The organism is Streptomyces sp. RKAG337, assembly GCF_023701715.1.
GTDB lineage: Bacteria > Actinomycetota > Actinomycetes > Streptomycetales > Streptomycetaceae > Actinacidiphila.
In genome coordinates, this window is sequence record NZ_JAJOZA010000001.1 from 5,393,407 (window position 1) to 5,408,378 (window position 14,972).

Here is a 14,972-nt window from a genome sequence, read left to right on the forward strand (position 1 = left end):
CTGGGCAGGAACGTAACAGCGATGTAAGACCTTGCGAAAGAGCCTGCAAGAAAGTTTCCGCAGGGTCCGCCGAATGTGACGTCCCCGTTACCTGCGGATGTCCGGTGCAGGCCCAGGGCCTGAAGAAGTCCGTTGCAAGGTCTTGCTGCAAGGAGCGGGCAGCGATAGCGTCCGCAGCGCCCGGCGGTGCTGCCGGGCGGCCGCGGGACTCGGCGCGTAGTGCCCCGGCACGAGCTTTCCGTATCGAGGAGACCCGCCCGTGTCCGTACCCGCACGCATACGACGTGTGGCAGCGACGGTGGTGTCGGCACTGCTGCTGGCCACCGTGCCGGCCGCCGTGCCCGCCCTGGCCGCCGCGCCACCCGCCCCGCCGTCCGACGCGGCGCTCGCCGCCCAGCCGGCCCGCCACGACCTCACGCGTGAGCAGTTCTACTTCGTCCTGCCGGACCGCTTCGCCAACGGCGACCCCCGCAACGACACCGGCGGGCTCACCGGCTCCCGGCTGGTCACCGGCTACGACCCCACCGACAAGGGCTTCTACCAGGGCGGCGACCTCAAGGGCCTGACCGGGAAGCTCGACTACATCAAGGGGCTCGGCACCACCGCCATCTGGATGGCGCCGATCTTCAAGAACCAGCCCGTGCAGGGCACCGGCAAGGACGCGTCAGCCGGGTACCACGGCTACTGGATCACCGACTTCACCCAGGTCGACCCGCACTTCGGGACCAACGACGACCTGAAGAAGCTCATCGCCGCCGCCCACGCCAAGGGCATGAAGATCTTCTTCGACGTCATCACCAACCACACCGCCGACGTCGTGGACTACAAGGAGAAGGCGTACTCCTACCTCTCCAAGGGCGCGTTCCCGTACCTGAGCAAGGACGGCACCCCCTTCGACGACACCCGGTACTCGACGGCCGCGGCGGGCAAGGACTTCCCCGCCGTCGACGCCGACTCCTTCCCGCGGACGCCCGTGGTGGCGCCGGAGAAGAAGAACGTCAAGGTCCCGGCCTGGCTCAACGACCCGGCGATGTACCACGACCGGGGCGACTCCACCTACGCCGGGGAGAGCACCGACCAGGGCGACTTCTCCGGCCTCGACGACCTGTGGACCGAGCGTCCCGAGGTCGTCCAGGGCATGGAGAAGATCTACGAGAAGTGGGTCAAGGACTTCGCGATCGACGGCTTCCGGATCGACACCGTCAAACACGTCGACCTGCCGTTCTGGACCCAGTGGGCCACCGCGCTGGACACGTACGCCGCCCAGCACGGCCGGAAGAACTTCTTCATGTTCGGCGAGGTCTACTCCGCCGACACCGCGATCACCTCGCCCTACGTCACCCAGGGCCGGCTCGACGCGACCCTGGACTTCCCCTTCCAGGACGCCGCACGCTCCTACGCCTCCCAGGGCGGCTCCGCGGCCAAGCTGTCCGGCCTCTTCGCGCAGGACTACCGGTACACCACCGACAAGGCCAACGCCTATGAGTCGGTGACCTTCCTCGGCAACCACGACATGGGCCGGATCGGGACGTTCCTGAAGCAGGACAACCCCGGCGCCACCGACGCGGAGCTGGTGCGCCGGGACCGGCTCGCCAACGAGCTGATGTTCCTCAGCCGCGGCAACCCCGTCGTCTACTACGGCGACGAGCAGGGCTTCACCGGAGCGGGCGGCGACAAGGACGCCCGGCAGACCATGTTCGCCTCCCACGTCGCCGACTACCTCGACGACGACGAGCTGGGCACCGACCGCACCCACGCCAGTGACGCCTACGACACCGCGGCGCCGCTGTACCGGACGATCGCCGCGCTCTCGAAGCTGACCAAGGACAACCCGGCGCTGCGCGACGGCGTGCAGACCGAGCGGTACGCGGCCGACGGCGCGGGCGTGTACGCGTACTCCCGTACGGACCAGAAGACCAGGACCGAGTACCTGGTCGCGGTGAACAACGCGGCCGAGGCGAAGACCGTGACGGTGCCGACCGGCGCGGCCGGGGCGGACCTCCGCGCGCTCTACGGCGCCACCGGCACCGTGCACAGCGGCGGCGACGGCAAGGCCACCGTGACCGTCCCCGCGCTGTCCTCCGTCGTCTACAAGGCGGACAAGCCGCTCGGCGCCCCGGCCACCCGGCCGTCGATCGCGCTGCACGCCCCCGCCGCCGGCGCCACCGGCACCGTCGAGATCTCCGCCGGCGTGACCGGCGGGCAGCTCGACCGGGTGGTCTTCGCCGCCCAGGTCGGCAACGCCAGGTGGCAGGTGCTCGGCTCCGCCGACCACGCGCCCTACACCGTCACCCAGGCGCTCGACGCGGCCGTCCCCGCCGGGACCGCCCTGCGCTACAAGGCCGTGGTGACCGACTCCGCCGGCCACACCAGCAGCGCGACCGCAGCCACCACCAGCGGCGCACCCGTCGTGCCGACGCCGCCCAGCGCCGTCTCCCGCGACTACGCGGTCGTGCACTACCAGCGCACCGACGGCGACTACACCGACTGGGGCCTGTACACCTGGGGCGACATCGCCGACGGCGAAGGCACCACCTGGCCGGCCGGCAAACCCTTCTCCGGGCGCGACGCCTACGGCGCCTTCGCCTACGTCAAGCTCAAGCCGGGCGCGTCCAGCGTCGGCTTCATCGCCGTCGACAAGAACGGCGTCAAGGACACCGACGCGGACCGGGCCGTCGACCTCACGAAGACCGGCGAGGTGTGGATCAAGCAGGGCAGCCCCGAGGTGCTCAACGCGCCGCCCACCGGCGCCTACCCGCCGCAGGACACCACCAAGGCGGTCCTGCACTACCAGCGCGCCGACGGCGACTACGCCCACTGGGGCCTGCACACCTGGACCGGCGCCGCCACGCCCACCGACTGGACCAAGCCGCTCCAGCCGACGCGGATCGACGCCTATGGTGCGGTGTACGAGGTGCCGCTCGCACCGGGCGCCACCTCGCTGAGCTACATCCTTCACAACGGCGACGCCAAGGACCTGCCCTCCGACCAGTCCCTGGACCTCGCCTCCAGCGGGCATGAGGTGTGGCTGTTGGCCGGCACGCAGAAGTACCTGCTCCCGCAGCCCAAGGGCACGGGCGGCGACCTCGACCTGAGCAAGGCGCAGGCGCAGTGGATCGACCGCGACACCGTCGCCTGGCACACCGACGCGAGCGCGTCCGCCAGCCAGCAGCTCGTCTACGCCCCCGACGGCGGTATCACCGTCAAGGACGGCGCCCTGTCCGACGAGGGCCACTGGCTGCGGTTGTCACCGGTCGCCGGCGGCCTGACCGCCGCCCAGAAGGCGAAGTACCCGCAGCTCAAGGAGTACGCGGCCTTCACCGTCGACCCGCGCGACCGGGACCGGATCGGCGCCGCGCTGCCCGGCCAGCTCATCGCCACCCAGCGCGCCGCGAACGGGGCGCTGCTCGCCGCCACCGGTGTGCAGACACAGGGGGTGCTCGACGACCTGTACGCCGCCAAGGCGCAGCGCGCGACGCTCGGCCCGGTCTTCGACCACGGCCGGCCCGCCCTGTCGGTCTGGGCGCCCACCGCGCACGGCGTCGCGGTGGAGATCGACGGCAGGACCGTCCCCATGCGGCGCGACGCCGGCAGCGGCGTCTGGTCGGTGACCGGCGGCCGCGACTGGACGGGCAAGCCGTACCGGTACGCGGTCACCGTCTGGGCGCCGAGCGTCCAGAAGCTGGTCACCAACCTGGTGACCGACCCGTACTCGGTCGCCCTGACCGCCGACTCCGCCCGCAGCCTCCTCGTCGACCTGGCCGACCCGAAGCTCGCCCCCAAGGGCTGGCAGCGGCAGGCCAAACCGGCGGCGGTGCCGCTGGCCCAGGCGCAGATCCAGGAGCTGCACATCCGTGACTTCTCGGTCGCGGACACCACCGTCCCGGCCGCGCAGCGCGGCAAGTACAGCGCCTTCACGGTTCCGGGTTCGGCGGGCATGACGCATCTGCGGGCGCTGGCCAAGGCGGGCACGGACTATGTGCACCTGCTGCCCGCGTTCGACTTCGCGACCGTCCCGGAGAAGACCGCCGACCAGGCGGTCCCGGACTGCGACCTCGCCGCCTTCCCCGCCGACTCCGAGAAGCAGCAGGAGTGCGTGGCCAAGGCCGCGGCCAAGGACGCCTACAACTGGGGCTACGACCCGTACCACTACACGGTCCCCGAGGGCTCCTACGCCACCGACCCGGACGGCGCGGGCCGCACCACCGAGTTCCGGCAGATGGTGCAGGGCCTGAACAACGCGGGGCTGCGGGTGGTGATGGACGTGGTCTACAACCACACCGCCGCCTCAGGGCAGGCCGACACCTCGGTCCTCGACAAGATCGTGCCCGGCTACTACCAGCGGCTGATGCCGGACGGCTCCGTCGCCAACTCCACGTGCTGCTCCAACACCGCGCCGGAGAACGCGATGATGGGGAAGCTGGTCGTCGACTCCCTCGTCACCTGGGCGAAGGAGTACAAGGTCGACGGCTTCCGCTTCGACCTGATGGGCCACCACCCGAAGGCGAACATCCTCGCCGTCCGCAAGGCGCTGGACGCGCTGACCCTCGCCAGGGACGGCGTCGACGGCAAGAAGATCATCATGTACGGCGAGGGCTGGAACTTCGGCGAGGTCGCCGACAACGCCCGCTTCGAGCAGGCCACCCAGGCCAACATGGCCGGCACCGGCATCGCCACCTTCAGCGACCGGGCCCGCGACGCCGTACGCGGCGGCAGCCCGTTCGACGCCGACCCTGGCGTGCAGGGCTTCGCCAGCGGCCTCTACACCGACCCCAACTCCTCGACCGCCAACGGCACTCCGGCCGAACAGAAGACCCGGCTGCTGCACTACCAGGACCTCATCAAGGTCGGGCTCACCGGCAACCTGAGCGCGTTCACCTTCACCGACTCCGCCGGCAAGCAGGTGCGCGGCTCCGAGGTCGACTACAACGGCCAGCCCGCCGGATACGCGGCGGCCCCGGGCGACGCGCTCGCCTACGTCGACGCGCACGACAACGAATCGCTGTACGACGCCCTCGCCTTCAAGCTCCCGGCCGCCACGACGGCCGCCGACCGGGCCCGCATGCAGGTGCTCGCCGAATCGACCGCCATGCTCTCCCAGGGCCCCGCGCTCTACCAGGCGGGCAGCGACCTGCTGCGCTCCAAGTCCCTGGACCGCAACTCCTTCGACTCCGGTGACTGGTTCAACGCCATCCACTGGGACTGCGCCACCGGCAACGGCTTCGGCCGCGGCCTCCCGCCGGCCGCCGACAACCAGCCCAAGTGGCCCTTCGCCAAGCCGCTGCTCACCTCCCCGGCCCTGCACCCCGGCTGCGCCGAGATCACCGGCGCCTCCGCCGCCTACCAGGATCTGCTCAGGATCCGCTCCACCGAACCGGCCTTCGCCCTGACCTCCACCCCCCAGGTCCAGGACCGGCTCTCCTTCCCGCTGTCGGGCCAGGACGAGACCCCGGGCGTCATCACGATGCGCCTCGGCGACCTGGTCGTGGTCTTCAACGCCACGCCCACCGCCCGGACCCAGCGAGTCCCGGCCCTCTCCGGCACCCCTTACGCCCTCCACCCGCTCCAGTCCGCAGGCTCCGACCCGATCGTCAAGACCGCCACCTACGACAAGACCACCGGAACCTTCACGGTTCCGGCCCGCACGGTCGCGATCTACACGAAGCGATAACCGCGGGGAACGACGGAAAGGGCCCGCCTCCCCGCCCGGGGAGGCGGGCCCTGTCAGTCGACGAGTCGCTTCTCCAGGAGGGTCACCGCGTACCTGCTGCCCTTGCCGCCGTCCTTCAGGGGTTGTTCGCCGGTCACGGTGTAGCCGGCGGACTCGTAGTAGGTGCGCAGGCGGGGGTTGGTCGCGACGCAGTCCAGGCGGCTCAGGGTGCGGCCGGTTCGGGTGATGCGGTGTTCCGCGTGGGTGAGCATCGCGCGGCCGAGGTGGGGCGGGGCGGTGGCGCGGTCGGTCATCAGGCGGTGGATGTAGCCGGCGACCGGGGGCTGCGGGCCCCAGGCGGGCTCGTCGTCCCACCACAGTTCCCAGCCGCCGACCGGGGCACTGCCGCCGGTGTCGGCGAGCCAGACCTCGCCCTCCTTCATGCGGAGCAGGAAGTGGTCCTCGCTCTTCTGGCCGGGCTTCCACTGGTCGATGCCCTGCCGCTGCATCCAGCGGGCGGCGCCGTCGTACAGGGCGACGAGGGCGGGTACGTCGTCCTCGGTGGCCTGCCGGAAGATCACACCGTCTCGTTGAAGATCGCTCATGACCGACATTCTCACCCGGAGCCCCAGGACCGGAACCGGCCGCCCCCGAGGGAACGTCCAGGGGATCATGAACTCCCCATCCGTCACGATCCGTGACGCCGCCCCCGGTGACCTGGACGGCATCGCCGACGTGCACCGCAGGGCCCGCGCCACGTACTACGAGGGCATCTCCCCGAGGAGGCGTACAACGGCCCCGACGAACTGCGCCGCTGCCGGGAGGGCACCGGGCGCGCGATCGGGTCGGCCGACCGCAGGGTGCTCTGCGTGCTGCGCGAGGACCGGGTCGTCGCCTTCGCGGTGCTCGGCTTCAGGACCGGCGAGGAGAAGCTCTTCCAGTGCCACGTCGACCCGGAGCTCTGGCGGGCGGGCCTCGGCAGCGCCCTGCACCGGGCGTGCGTCACGGCCTGGCGGGACGCCGCCGTGACCGCCGCCCGGCTGGAGGTCTTCGGGCCCAACCGGCGGGCCCAGGCGTTCTACGCCCGCCAGGGGTGGGTCGAGGACGGTCAGGTGGACGACCACGTCACGATGTCCCTGGCCGTCCCCAGTCGCTGACTCTCTAGCCCAGCGCGTTCAGGGTCCTGCCGGTCGTCAGCCGGCCCGTCAGCTTGGCGTTCGCGCCGCGTTCCGCGCGGACGGCGAGCAGCTGGCCGTCCGCGCTGGCGCGGACGCCGCCGGTGGCCGAGACCTTGGTGACATCGCGGCTGCCGGCCGCGAGCAGGAACCAGTGGCCGGCCGGGGACTTCCACATGACGCCGGCCAGCACATGCTGGCCGAACCGGCTGCACGCGTTGGTGTCCTGGGCCTGCGCGGCCACCGCCGCGAGAGCGGTCGGCGACGAGCCGGGGGGCTGGAACTGCACCATCGCCTGCCCGGCACCGCGCCAGGTGTCCGTCCGCGTGCACACCCAGGACGCGGCGGCGCCGCCCTCGGGCAGCCGCTGCTGGGCGAACTCCCAGTTCTCGACGGCCCGTACGCCCTGGCCGCGCAGCGCCCCGAGCCGGCACGCGCTGTGCGCCCAGTTCAGCAGGGCCTGCGACCCGGTGGCCTCGCGCGGCTGCCGGGCCGGGGCGGACGTGCCGCCCGGGGGCGGGGTGTAGGTGAGATGGACCGGGGTCAGATCGCCCAGATCGGTCAGCAGGAACGAGTGCTGCTCGACGATCTTCGCCGAGGAGCGGAACTGCAGCACCGGCCACGCCGTCCCGCACTGCCCCGCCGGGGCGCCCGCGCCCGGGGTGCGGACGGGGTCGGTGACCCCGTCCGCCGCGACGTGCAGCGGCTGTCCTGCCCGGTCGGGCTGGAGCAGGTCGCGGGTCTGCGCGTCGTCGACCCAGGGCGCGGTCAGGAAGCGGGTGTTGCCGTCGACACGGCCCACGACGACGGCCGCACCCGTGGTGACGTCCGCGTCGTCCACCCGCGCGAAGTCCAGCGCGGCGAAACCCTTGCCGTCCTGCGGCTCCGCGTACCGGACGATCCGCATCCCGTCGTAGAGCACGACCACCGCCGCCTCGCCCACATCGCCCGCGTACAGCAGCTGCGGGGGCTGGGCGGGCAGGCCGCGCGAGGTGCCGGGGGTCGCCGAGACCTGCACGCGCTCCCCGGGCCGGGACCACACGGCGAGCGCACGGCGCAGCAGTTCGGTGTCGTCCTTCCGGCCGCCCCGGGCGGGCCAGGCGGTGAAGTCCATCCGTGACGTGTGCTCCCACAGGGCGGCGTCGGCCCGCACCAGTGCCGACGACTCCAGCGGGCTCGCGGATCCGGCGGGCGTCCCGGCCGCGTACGTACCGGGGTCGCCGTCGTCGGAGCCGGCCAGCGGCAGCAGCACCGCCGCGACCACCACGGCCGCGACCGCGAGGCCCGCGGCCCGCATGTGCTGCCGTCGGCGCAGCAGATCGGTCGGCCGCGCCTGCACCGTGCACGGGTCGAACTCGCCGCCGCCGAGCAGCGCACGGACCGGCTCGCCGCCCTCACCGGCGGCCGCGGCCGCCTCGGCGACAGCGGTGCGGGGATCGGCGACGCCCGCCGCGGCCAGCACCTGCCGCACCTCGCGTTCGGCCAGCCCCTCCAGGGTGCTCAGCGCGAACGCCGCACGGGCGGGGCTGCCGAGCTCGGACAGCGAACGGTCCAGGGCGAGTTCGTCCGTACCGCCCGCCTTGGGGTGCAGCCGCAACCCCCACACATGCGGCAACGGCAGCCAGCAGCGCGCCTCGTGGGCCCGCTTCCGCCACCCGTCCTCAGCGCCGTGCGCCACCGCCCCGCGCAGCACCTCCTGGCGCACCAGCGCGTACGCCGGATCGGGTGGACCACCGCGCGGGCCGCCCGTGTCCGCGGCGACCGGGTCGGGCGCGTGCCGCCCGCGCGGCAGCGCCCGCTGCACGAGGGTGTGCGCGGCCAGCACCCTGCGGTGCCGGCCGAGGGCCGCCGGCAGCGTCAGATACGCCAGCCGCACCAGGTGCGGATAGTTCTCGACGATCGAGGCCTCGGCCTCCTCGACCTCCACGGGTCCGGCCGCTGTCGCTTCCGATGTGTCCACATGCCGTCAAACGAGTGAATGGTGCGATGGTCACTCAATGCGCCGCGCGCCGGGTCCCCCCACAGCGCCACGTCCGATTCCCGCCGGATTCCGGCCGCGTCCGGAGCGATCGTTGACCCATGACCATCACCCACGAGACCACGGCCTTCCGCACCTCCGCCATCGACCCGGCCCTGCTCGCCCGTCTGCGGGACACCGACGACGCGGGCCGGGCGCCCGAGCTGAGCACCCACGAGGAGGGCGGCGCCCCACTGCGCTGCTGCCTGCGGCACGCGGCGCCCGGCGACCGGATCGCGCTGCTCTCGTACGCCCCGCTGCGCCACTGGGCGGCGGAGACCGGCGCGAACCCGGGCCCGTACCTGGAAATGGGGCCGGTGTTCGTGCACGCCGACGCCGACGCCTGCCCCGGCCCGCCGTCCGGCGACGGCTACCCGCTGCCGATGCACGGCACCGACCGGGTCTTCCGCGCCTACAGCGCCGACGGCCGCATCCTGGGCGGGCGCCTCGTCCGGCTCAGTCACGACGAGGCGGCGGCGGGCGCCGCGGACGCGGAGCTGGCCGCGATGTTCAGCGACCCGGAGGTCGCCCTGGTGCACGTCCGCGCAGTGGAATTCGGCTGCTTCCTGTTCGCGGCGCGCCGGGCGGGGTGACCCGCCCCGATCCACGTCCTAATGGCCCGCGGTGAGCTTGACGAGTACGACGGCCGCGCCGATCGCCGTGTCCAGCGTGCCGGCGACCAGCGCGGCCAGCATGCCGCCGCCCATCCGGACACCGGCGAGGAAGCCCCAGGCGAAGAGCCCGACGACATCGACCGTGGCGGCGGCGACCAGGGCGGTGTGCAGGGCCATCGCCCCGGTCGCGGACACACCGATCAGGATCAGCGGTCCTGCGGCGCTGAGCAGCAACGGACTGCTGACGTACAGCAGTCGGCGGAACTCCGGCCAGGTGGTGGAGCGGTGGTGGACGGCCCGGTGCCCCTGGTCGTCCGCGACGAGGGTGGCCAGCCACAGGCCGAGCGACGTGGCGGCGACGGACACGGCCGCCTCGCCCGCCGCCAGGTCGTCGACCATGGTGAGGCCGACGACGACGGCGATCATGGTGATCGTCGCGTAGATCCGTTCCTTGAGCCGTTCCGCCATGGTCTCGGTGACGTCCTCGGCAGGGACTCCGGGGGGAGGTGTCTCGTGCATCCGGTCAGTCGAGCACGGCGGCGGCCGCCTGCGGGACGGCGCCGCGCAAAAGCAGATCAGGAACGGTCCAGGTAGGCCAGCACCGCCAGCACCCGGCGGTTGTCGTCGTCCGACAGCGGCAGGTCGAGCTTGGCGAAGATGTTGGACGTGTGCTTGGCGACGGCCCGTTCGGTCACCACCAGCCGCTCCGCGATCGCGACGTTGGACCGGCCCTCGGCCATCAGAGCCATCACCTCGCTCTCGCGGGGCGTCAGCTGTCCCAGCGGCTCATTGCGCACATTGCGGGCCAGCAGCTGCGAGATGACCTGCGGATCCATCGCCGTACCGCCGCCGGCCACCCGCCGCACCGCGTCGATGAACTGGTCCGCGTCGAACACCCGGTCCTTCAGCAGATAGCCGACCCCGCCGCTGCCGTCGGCCAGCAACTCCCGGGCGTACAGCTGCTCCACGTGCTGGGAGAGCACGAGCACCGGAAGGCCGGGGATCTCGCGCCGGGCGTGGAGCGCCGCCTGCAGTCCCTCGTCGGTGAACGACGGCGGCAGCCGCACATCCACCACCGCCACGTCCGGCCGCAACTCCACCAGGGCGCGCTGCAGTTCCGGCCCGTTGTCGACCGCGGCGGCGATCTCGAAGTCGTACGCCTCCAGCAGCCGGACCAGTCCGTCGCGCAGCAGGAAGAGGTCTTCGGCGAGGACGACGCGCACGGCAACTCCAGGGTGGCGGGGGGCGGGACGGTGCTGGGCCCCGCCGCGCTGTCGGCGGGGCCCTCCCGGCGCAGCCAGCGCTGATGGGATACGGCCCACCGTAGCGGCCACCTCTGACAACCGGTCCGCGAGGGCGGATCCCAGCCTGCCCCTTCACACCCGTCACACCACCTCACAGCCGTCCCACAGGCAAAAGTGAATCTTCATCCGCCTCTTAATCCCGGCTCACACGGCTGTCACACCGGTGCCCCACAGTGAGGGACATGTCCGTCCCGCCGCCGTCCGCCGCCGACCAGAATCCGGTGTCCGCGGCGAACGAGGCGATCCGCCGCTTCGTCCGGGAGCGCTCCAACGTGGCCTGGACCCGGGCGGAGCTGGCCGAACTCGACCGGCTCCGCCGCGCCTGGCGCCGCGCCGGATGCGGAGACAGGACCCCGGACAGGACCGGAGACCGCGGCGGCCCCTGACCCGATACGGGGTCAGGGGCCACTCGCCACCTGAGGTCAACGGTCCGGCTCTAGCGCACCTGGTTCGCCGCCGGGGCGGCCGGCGCGCACGGGAGTTCCATCGTCACCATCGTCGGGCCGCCCACCGGACTGTTCACGGCCAGCACACCGTCGAACGCGCCGAGCCGGCGTTCGATGCCCTGCAGACCGGTGCCGCGGGAGACGTCGGCGCCGCCGCTGCCGTCGTCGGTGACCGAGACCCGGAGCATGCCGTCCTCGTGCCGCAGATCGATCCAGATGCGCTCGGCGCCCGAGTGCTTGGCGGCGTTGGTGAGGAGCTCGGAGACCGTGAAGTAGGCGGCCGACTCCACCGGCGCCTCGAAGCGGCCGGCCAGATCGACGTTGACGTCGGTCGGGATCGGGCCGCGCAGCGCCAGCGCCCTGACCGCGTCGCCGAGTCCGCGCTCCGCGAGGACCGGCGGGTGGATGCCACGCACCAGGTCGCGCAGTTCGGTGAGGGCGTCGGCGGAGGACTGGCGGGCCTCGGAGAGGATCTTCCGGGCCTTCTCCGGGTTCTGCTCGAGCAGGTGCTCGACGATGCCGAGGTTCATGCCCATGGCGACGAGCCGGGCCTGGGCGCCGTCGTGCAGGTCCCGTTCGATGCGCCGGAGTTCGGCGGCGGAGCTGTCGACCGCGTCGGAGCGGGTCTCCGCCAGCCGGGCCACCCGCCGCTTGAGCGCCGCCTCCTGCGCCGCCGGGGTGGGGGCGAGGAAGGCCCGGGTGAGCAGGGCGTGGCGGTGCAGCAGCGTCGGGGAGAAGCGCAGGCCGAGCAGGATCCAGACGGTGCCGAGCAGGGCCGCAAGGAAGGCCGTCGTCTGGCTGGACACCGGGATGAACGCAAACCAGTACGTGCCGCCCGCGGACACGATCGGCCGCCAGACGCCGGCGGCGAGCACCCAGCCGAAGGCTCCCTCCAGGAACAGTCCGGCCGTGATGTACGCGAGGATCGCGCCCGCCGTCATGTCGACCAGCAGCCACTGCAGGTCACGCCAGGTGGCGGGGTCGGTCAGCACCCACTCCACACGGCGCCAGCTGCCGGCGATCCCCGGCCGGAACTTCGGTGCGGGCCGGTACGGGCGGGCGATCTCGACACCGGACCAGCGCAGCGCCAGCTCCCGGCGGTGGTCGGCCCGGTCCCGCACCCTGGCGATCATCCACGGAGTGGTGAAGATGCCGATGCCGATGCTGATGAAGGAGATCGAGACCACGGCGAACACGAAGAGGACGATCGACTCGATGAGGCCCAGTACTGCCAGGGCGAGTCCCCTGATACCTGCGAGTCCCGCGTTGCGGATGTTCATGGCCGCCCTCCCCGTTCGGTCAACCGTCTGCGTCGCCATCTTGGCATCACCCAGTCTGCCGACGGCGTCCGCGCAGGTCACTGGCGGTGGCCCCCCAAGGGGGTGTACCTGGCGACACCATCGGGACCGGGGGTCTGGACGGCTGGGGCCGGCCGCCGCGAATTCCTACCTTCAGGGGGTCGGAGAAATCTACTGAATCCTTGGGGGAGCGACGAGATGAAGGACAATCTCGCGGCACGGCTCGGTGCGTGGAGCGCCGGTCACCGCAAGACGGCGATCATCGGCTGGCTGCTGTTCGTGGTGGTGGCCTCGGTCATCGGCGGCATGGTCGGTACGACGCAGATGAAGTCGTACGAGAACGGCGCCGGCGACTCGGCGGCCGCCGACCGGATCCTGGCCGAGCACGGCCTGGAGCACCCGGCCGGGGAGATGGTCCTGGTCCGCTCCGAGGGCCCGGGACAGTGGAAGGCGGCGGCGAAGGCGGTCGCCGAAGGGGTCGGCGCCACCGGCGAGGTCGGGGCCGTACAGGCGGCGCTGCCGTCCCAGGACGGCCGTTCCGCGCTGATCCGCTTCGAGATGAAGGGCAAGCAGGAGGACGCGGGCGACCGGGTGCAGCCGGTGCTCGACGCGGTGCAGAAGGTCCGCGACGGCCACCAGGACGTCCTGATCGACGAGTTCGGGGACGCCAGCGCCGGCAAGTGGCTCGGTGACGTCATCACCAAGGACTTCGCGAAGGCCGAGTGGACGGCCGTACCGCTCGCGCTCGGCATCCTGCTGGTCGCCTTCGGCGCCCTGGTCGCCGCGCTGCTGCCGGTCGGGCTCGCGGTCACCGCGTTCATCGGGGCGAGCGGCCTGCTGGCGGTCGGCAGCCACAAGCTGCACATCTTCGAGTCCACCAGCTCCGTGATGCTCCTGATGGGGCTGGCCGTCGGCGTCGACTACTGCCTGTTCTACCTGCGCCGCGAGCGGGACGAGCGGGCGGCGGGACACGACGCCGAGACCGCGCTGCGGATCGCCGCGGCCACCAGCGGCCGGGCGGTACTGGTCTCCGGGCTGACGGTCATGGTCGCGATGGCGGGCATGTTCCTGTCCGGGCTGCTGCTCTTCAAGGGCTTCGCGATGGCGACGATCCTCGTCGTGTTCACCGCGATGCTCGGCTCCGTGACGGTGCTGCCCGCCCTGTTGTCACTGCTCGGCGACCGGGTCGAGCGGGGCCGGCTGCCGCGCTTCGGACGCGCCTCCCGGGCCCGCCGTGCCCACAAGAGCCGGCGTCCCGCGGGCCGGATCTCCGGAGCTGTGCTGCGGCCCGTCATCGCCCGGCCGAAGATCTTCGCGGTGCTGGGCGCCGGAGTGCTGCTGGCGCTGGCCGTCCCCGCGCTGGGGATGCACACCGAGTCGCTGGGGATGGACAAGCAACTGCCGGCCGACGCCCCGCTGCGCACCGCGTTCGAGCAGATCACCACGGCCTTCCCGGGCGGTCCCGCACCGGCCAGGATCGTCGTGCAGGCCCGGGACATCGAGGCGCCCGGCGTCAGGGCCGCGATCGCCGGCTTCACGGCGAAGGCCGCCGCGTCGGACGAGTTCGGCAAGGGCGTCACCACCGCGGTCCACGCGGACCAGGACATCGCGGTGATCGAGGTGCCGCTCGCGGGGAACGGCAGCGACGCCGTTTCGAAGCACGCCCTGGCCACCCTGCGTGACGACCTGGTGCCGCACACCCTGGGCCCGGTCGCGGAGCACGCCTACGTCACCGGTGACCTGGCCGGTTCCGTCGACTTCAACGGCCAGCTGAAGAGCGGCATTGTCCCGGTCTTCGTCTTCATCATGGGCGTGACGTTCCTGCTGATGCTGTTCAGCTTCCGCTCGGTGACGGTGGCGGTCACCTCCATCCTCCTCAACCTGCTGTCGGTGGGCGCCGCGTTCGGTGTCATGACGGCGGTCTTCCAGCACGGCTGGGGCGCGTCCCTGGTCGGCACGGAGTCGGTGGGCGCGATCGAGGGCTGGATGCCGCTGTTCGTCCTGGTGGTCCTGTTCGGCCTGTCGATGGACTACCACGTGTTCGTCGTGTCCCGGATCCGTGAGGCCCGCGACCGGGGGATGAGCACCACCGAGGCGGTCCGCGACGGGGTGCGCTCCACGGCGGGCGCGGTCACCAGCGCCGCCGCGATCATGGTCGCGATCTTCGCGGTCTTCGCCACCCTGTCGATGCAGGACATGAAGCAGATGGGCGTCGGCCTGGCCGTGGCGGTGTTCCTGGACGCCACCGTGGTGCGGGTGCTGCTGCTCCCGTCGGCGATGGTCCTGCTCGGCGAGCGCAACTGGTACCTGCCGCGGTGGCTGGGCTGGCTGCCGAAGGTCTCGCACGGCGAGGAGGCCGTCCCGGCCCCGCCGGCCCGGGACGTCTACGCGGCGGGCGCGCCGACCGGCGTCCGCTGAGGTCCGCGGGCGGCGGTACAACGGCTGAGGGGCCCGTCGATTCGACGGGC

10 protein-coding genes are annotated in these 14,972 nt (G+C 72.2%); 5 read left to right on the plus strand and 5 right to left on the minus strand.

Annotated elements, in window-relative coordinates:
- Window positions 1-259 precede the first annotated feature (259 nt).
- Entirely contained in the window at window positions 260-5,671 is a 5,412-nt protein-coding gene (pulA, locus tag LNW73_RS23885; RefSeq protein ID WP_250991314.1) for a pullulanase-type alpha-1,6-glucosidase, read from the plus strand.
- Window positions 5,672-5,724: 53 nt separating this feature from the next.
- On the opposite strand, the gene LNW73_RS23890 is transcribed toward pulA, so the two are convergent.
- A complete protein-coding gene (locus LNW73_RS23890; protein WP_250991315.1) occupies window positions 5,725-6,255 on the minus strand; it encodes a GNAT family N-acetyltransferase in 531 nt (176 codons plus the stop codon).
- A gap of 264 nt (window positions 6,256-6,519) precedes the next feature.
- Between LNW73_RS23890 and LNW73_RS23895 the strand changes: the two genes are divergently transcribed.
- Window positions 6,520-6,807 (plus strand): GNAT family N-acetyltransferase, encoded by a 288-nt coding sequence (locus LNW73_RS23895; RefSeq protein ID WP_250991316.1) that lies wholly within the window; start codon window positions 6,520-6,522, stop codon window positions 6,805-6,807.
- Between the two features lie 4 nt (window positions 6,808-6,811).
- Here the strand turns inward: LNW73_RS23895 and LNW73_RS23900 are convergent, their stop codons facing one another.
- Window positions 6,812-8,785 carry a hypothetical protein gene (locus LNW73_RS23900; protein WP_250991317.1) on the minus strand — a complete coding sequence of 658 codons (1,974 nt, stop codon included), beginning with the start codon at window positions 8,783-8,785 and terminating at the stop codon, window positions 6,812-6,814.
- 119 nt (window positions 8,786-8,904) lie between these two features.
- Between LNW73_RS23900 and LNW73_RS23905 the strand changes: the two genes are divergently transcribed.
- A complete protein-coding gene (locus LNW73_RS23905; protein WP_250991318.1) occupies window positions 8,905-9,435 on the plus strand; it encodes a DUF1203 domain-containing protein in 531 nt (176 codons plus the stop codon).
- An 18-nt stretch (window positions 9,436-9,453) separates the two neighbouring features.
- On the opposite strand, the gene LNW73_RS23910 is transcribed toward LNW73_RS23905, so the two are convergent.
- On the minus strand, window positions 9,454-9,975 hold the full coding sequence (locus LNW73_RS23910; protein WP_250991319.1) for a hypothetical protein: 522 nt from the start codon (window positions 9,973-9,975) through the stop codon (window positions 9,454-9,456).
- 56 nt (window positions 9,976-10,031) lie between these two features.
- On the minus strand, window positions 10,032-10,679 hold the full coding sequence (locus LNW73_RS23915) for a LuxR C-terminal-related transcriptional regulator (protein ID WP_250991320.1): 648 nt from the start codon (window positions 10,677-10,679) through the stop codon (window positions 10,032-10,034).
- 263 nt (window positions 10,680-10,942) lie between these two features.
- Here LNW73_RS23915 and LNW73_RS23920 point away from each other — a divergent pair, with 263 nt between their 5' ends.
- Complete coding sequence (locus LNW73_RS23920; RefSeq protein ID WP_250991321.1) at window positions 10,943-11,146, plus strand: hypothetical protein; 204 nt, start codon at window positions 10,943-10,945, stop codon at window positions 11,144-11,146.
- Window positions 11,147-11,196: 50 nt separating this feature from the next.
- Here the strand turns inward: LNW73_RS23920 and LNW73_RS23925 are convergent, their stop codons facing one another.
- Window positions 11,197-12,486, minus strand: coding sequence for a sensor histidine kinase (locus LNW73_RS23925; RefSeq protein ID WP_250991322.1), 1,290 nt, complete (start codon window positions 12,484-12,486; stop codon window positions 11,197-11,199).
- Window positions 12,487-12,702: 216 nt separating this feature from the next.
- Here LNW73_RS23925 and LNW73_RS23930 point away from each other — a divergent pair, with 216 nt between their 5' ends.
- Complete coding sequence (locus LNW73_RS23930; protein ID WP_250991323.1) at window positions 12,703-14,922, plus strand: MMPL family transporter; 2,220 nt, start codon at window positions 12,703-12,705, stop codon at window positions 14,920-14,922.
- Window positions 14,923-14,972 lie beyond the last annotated feature (50 nt).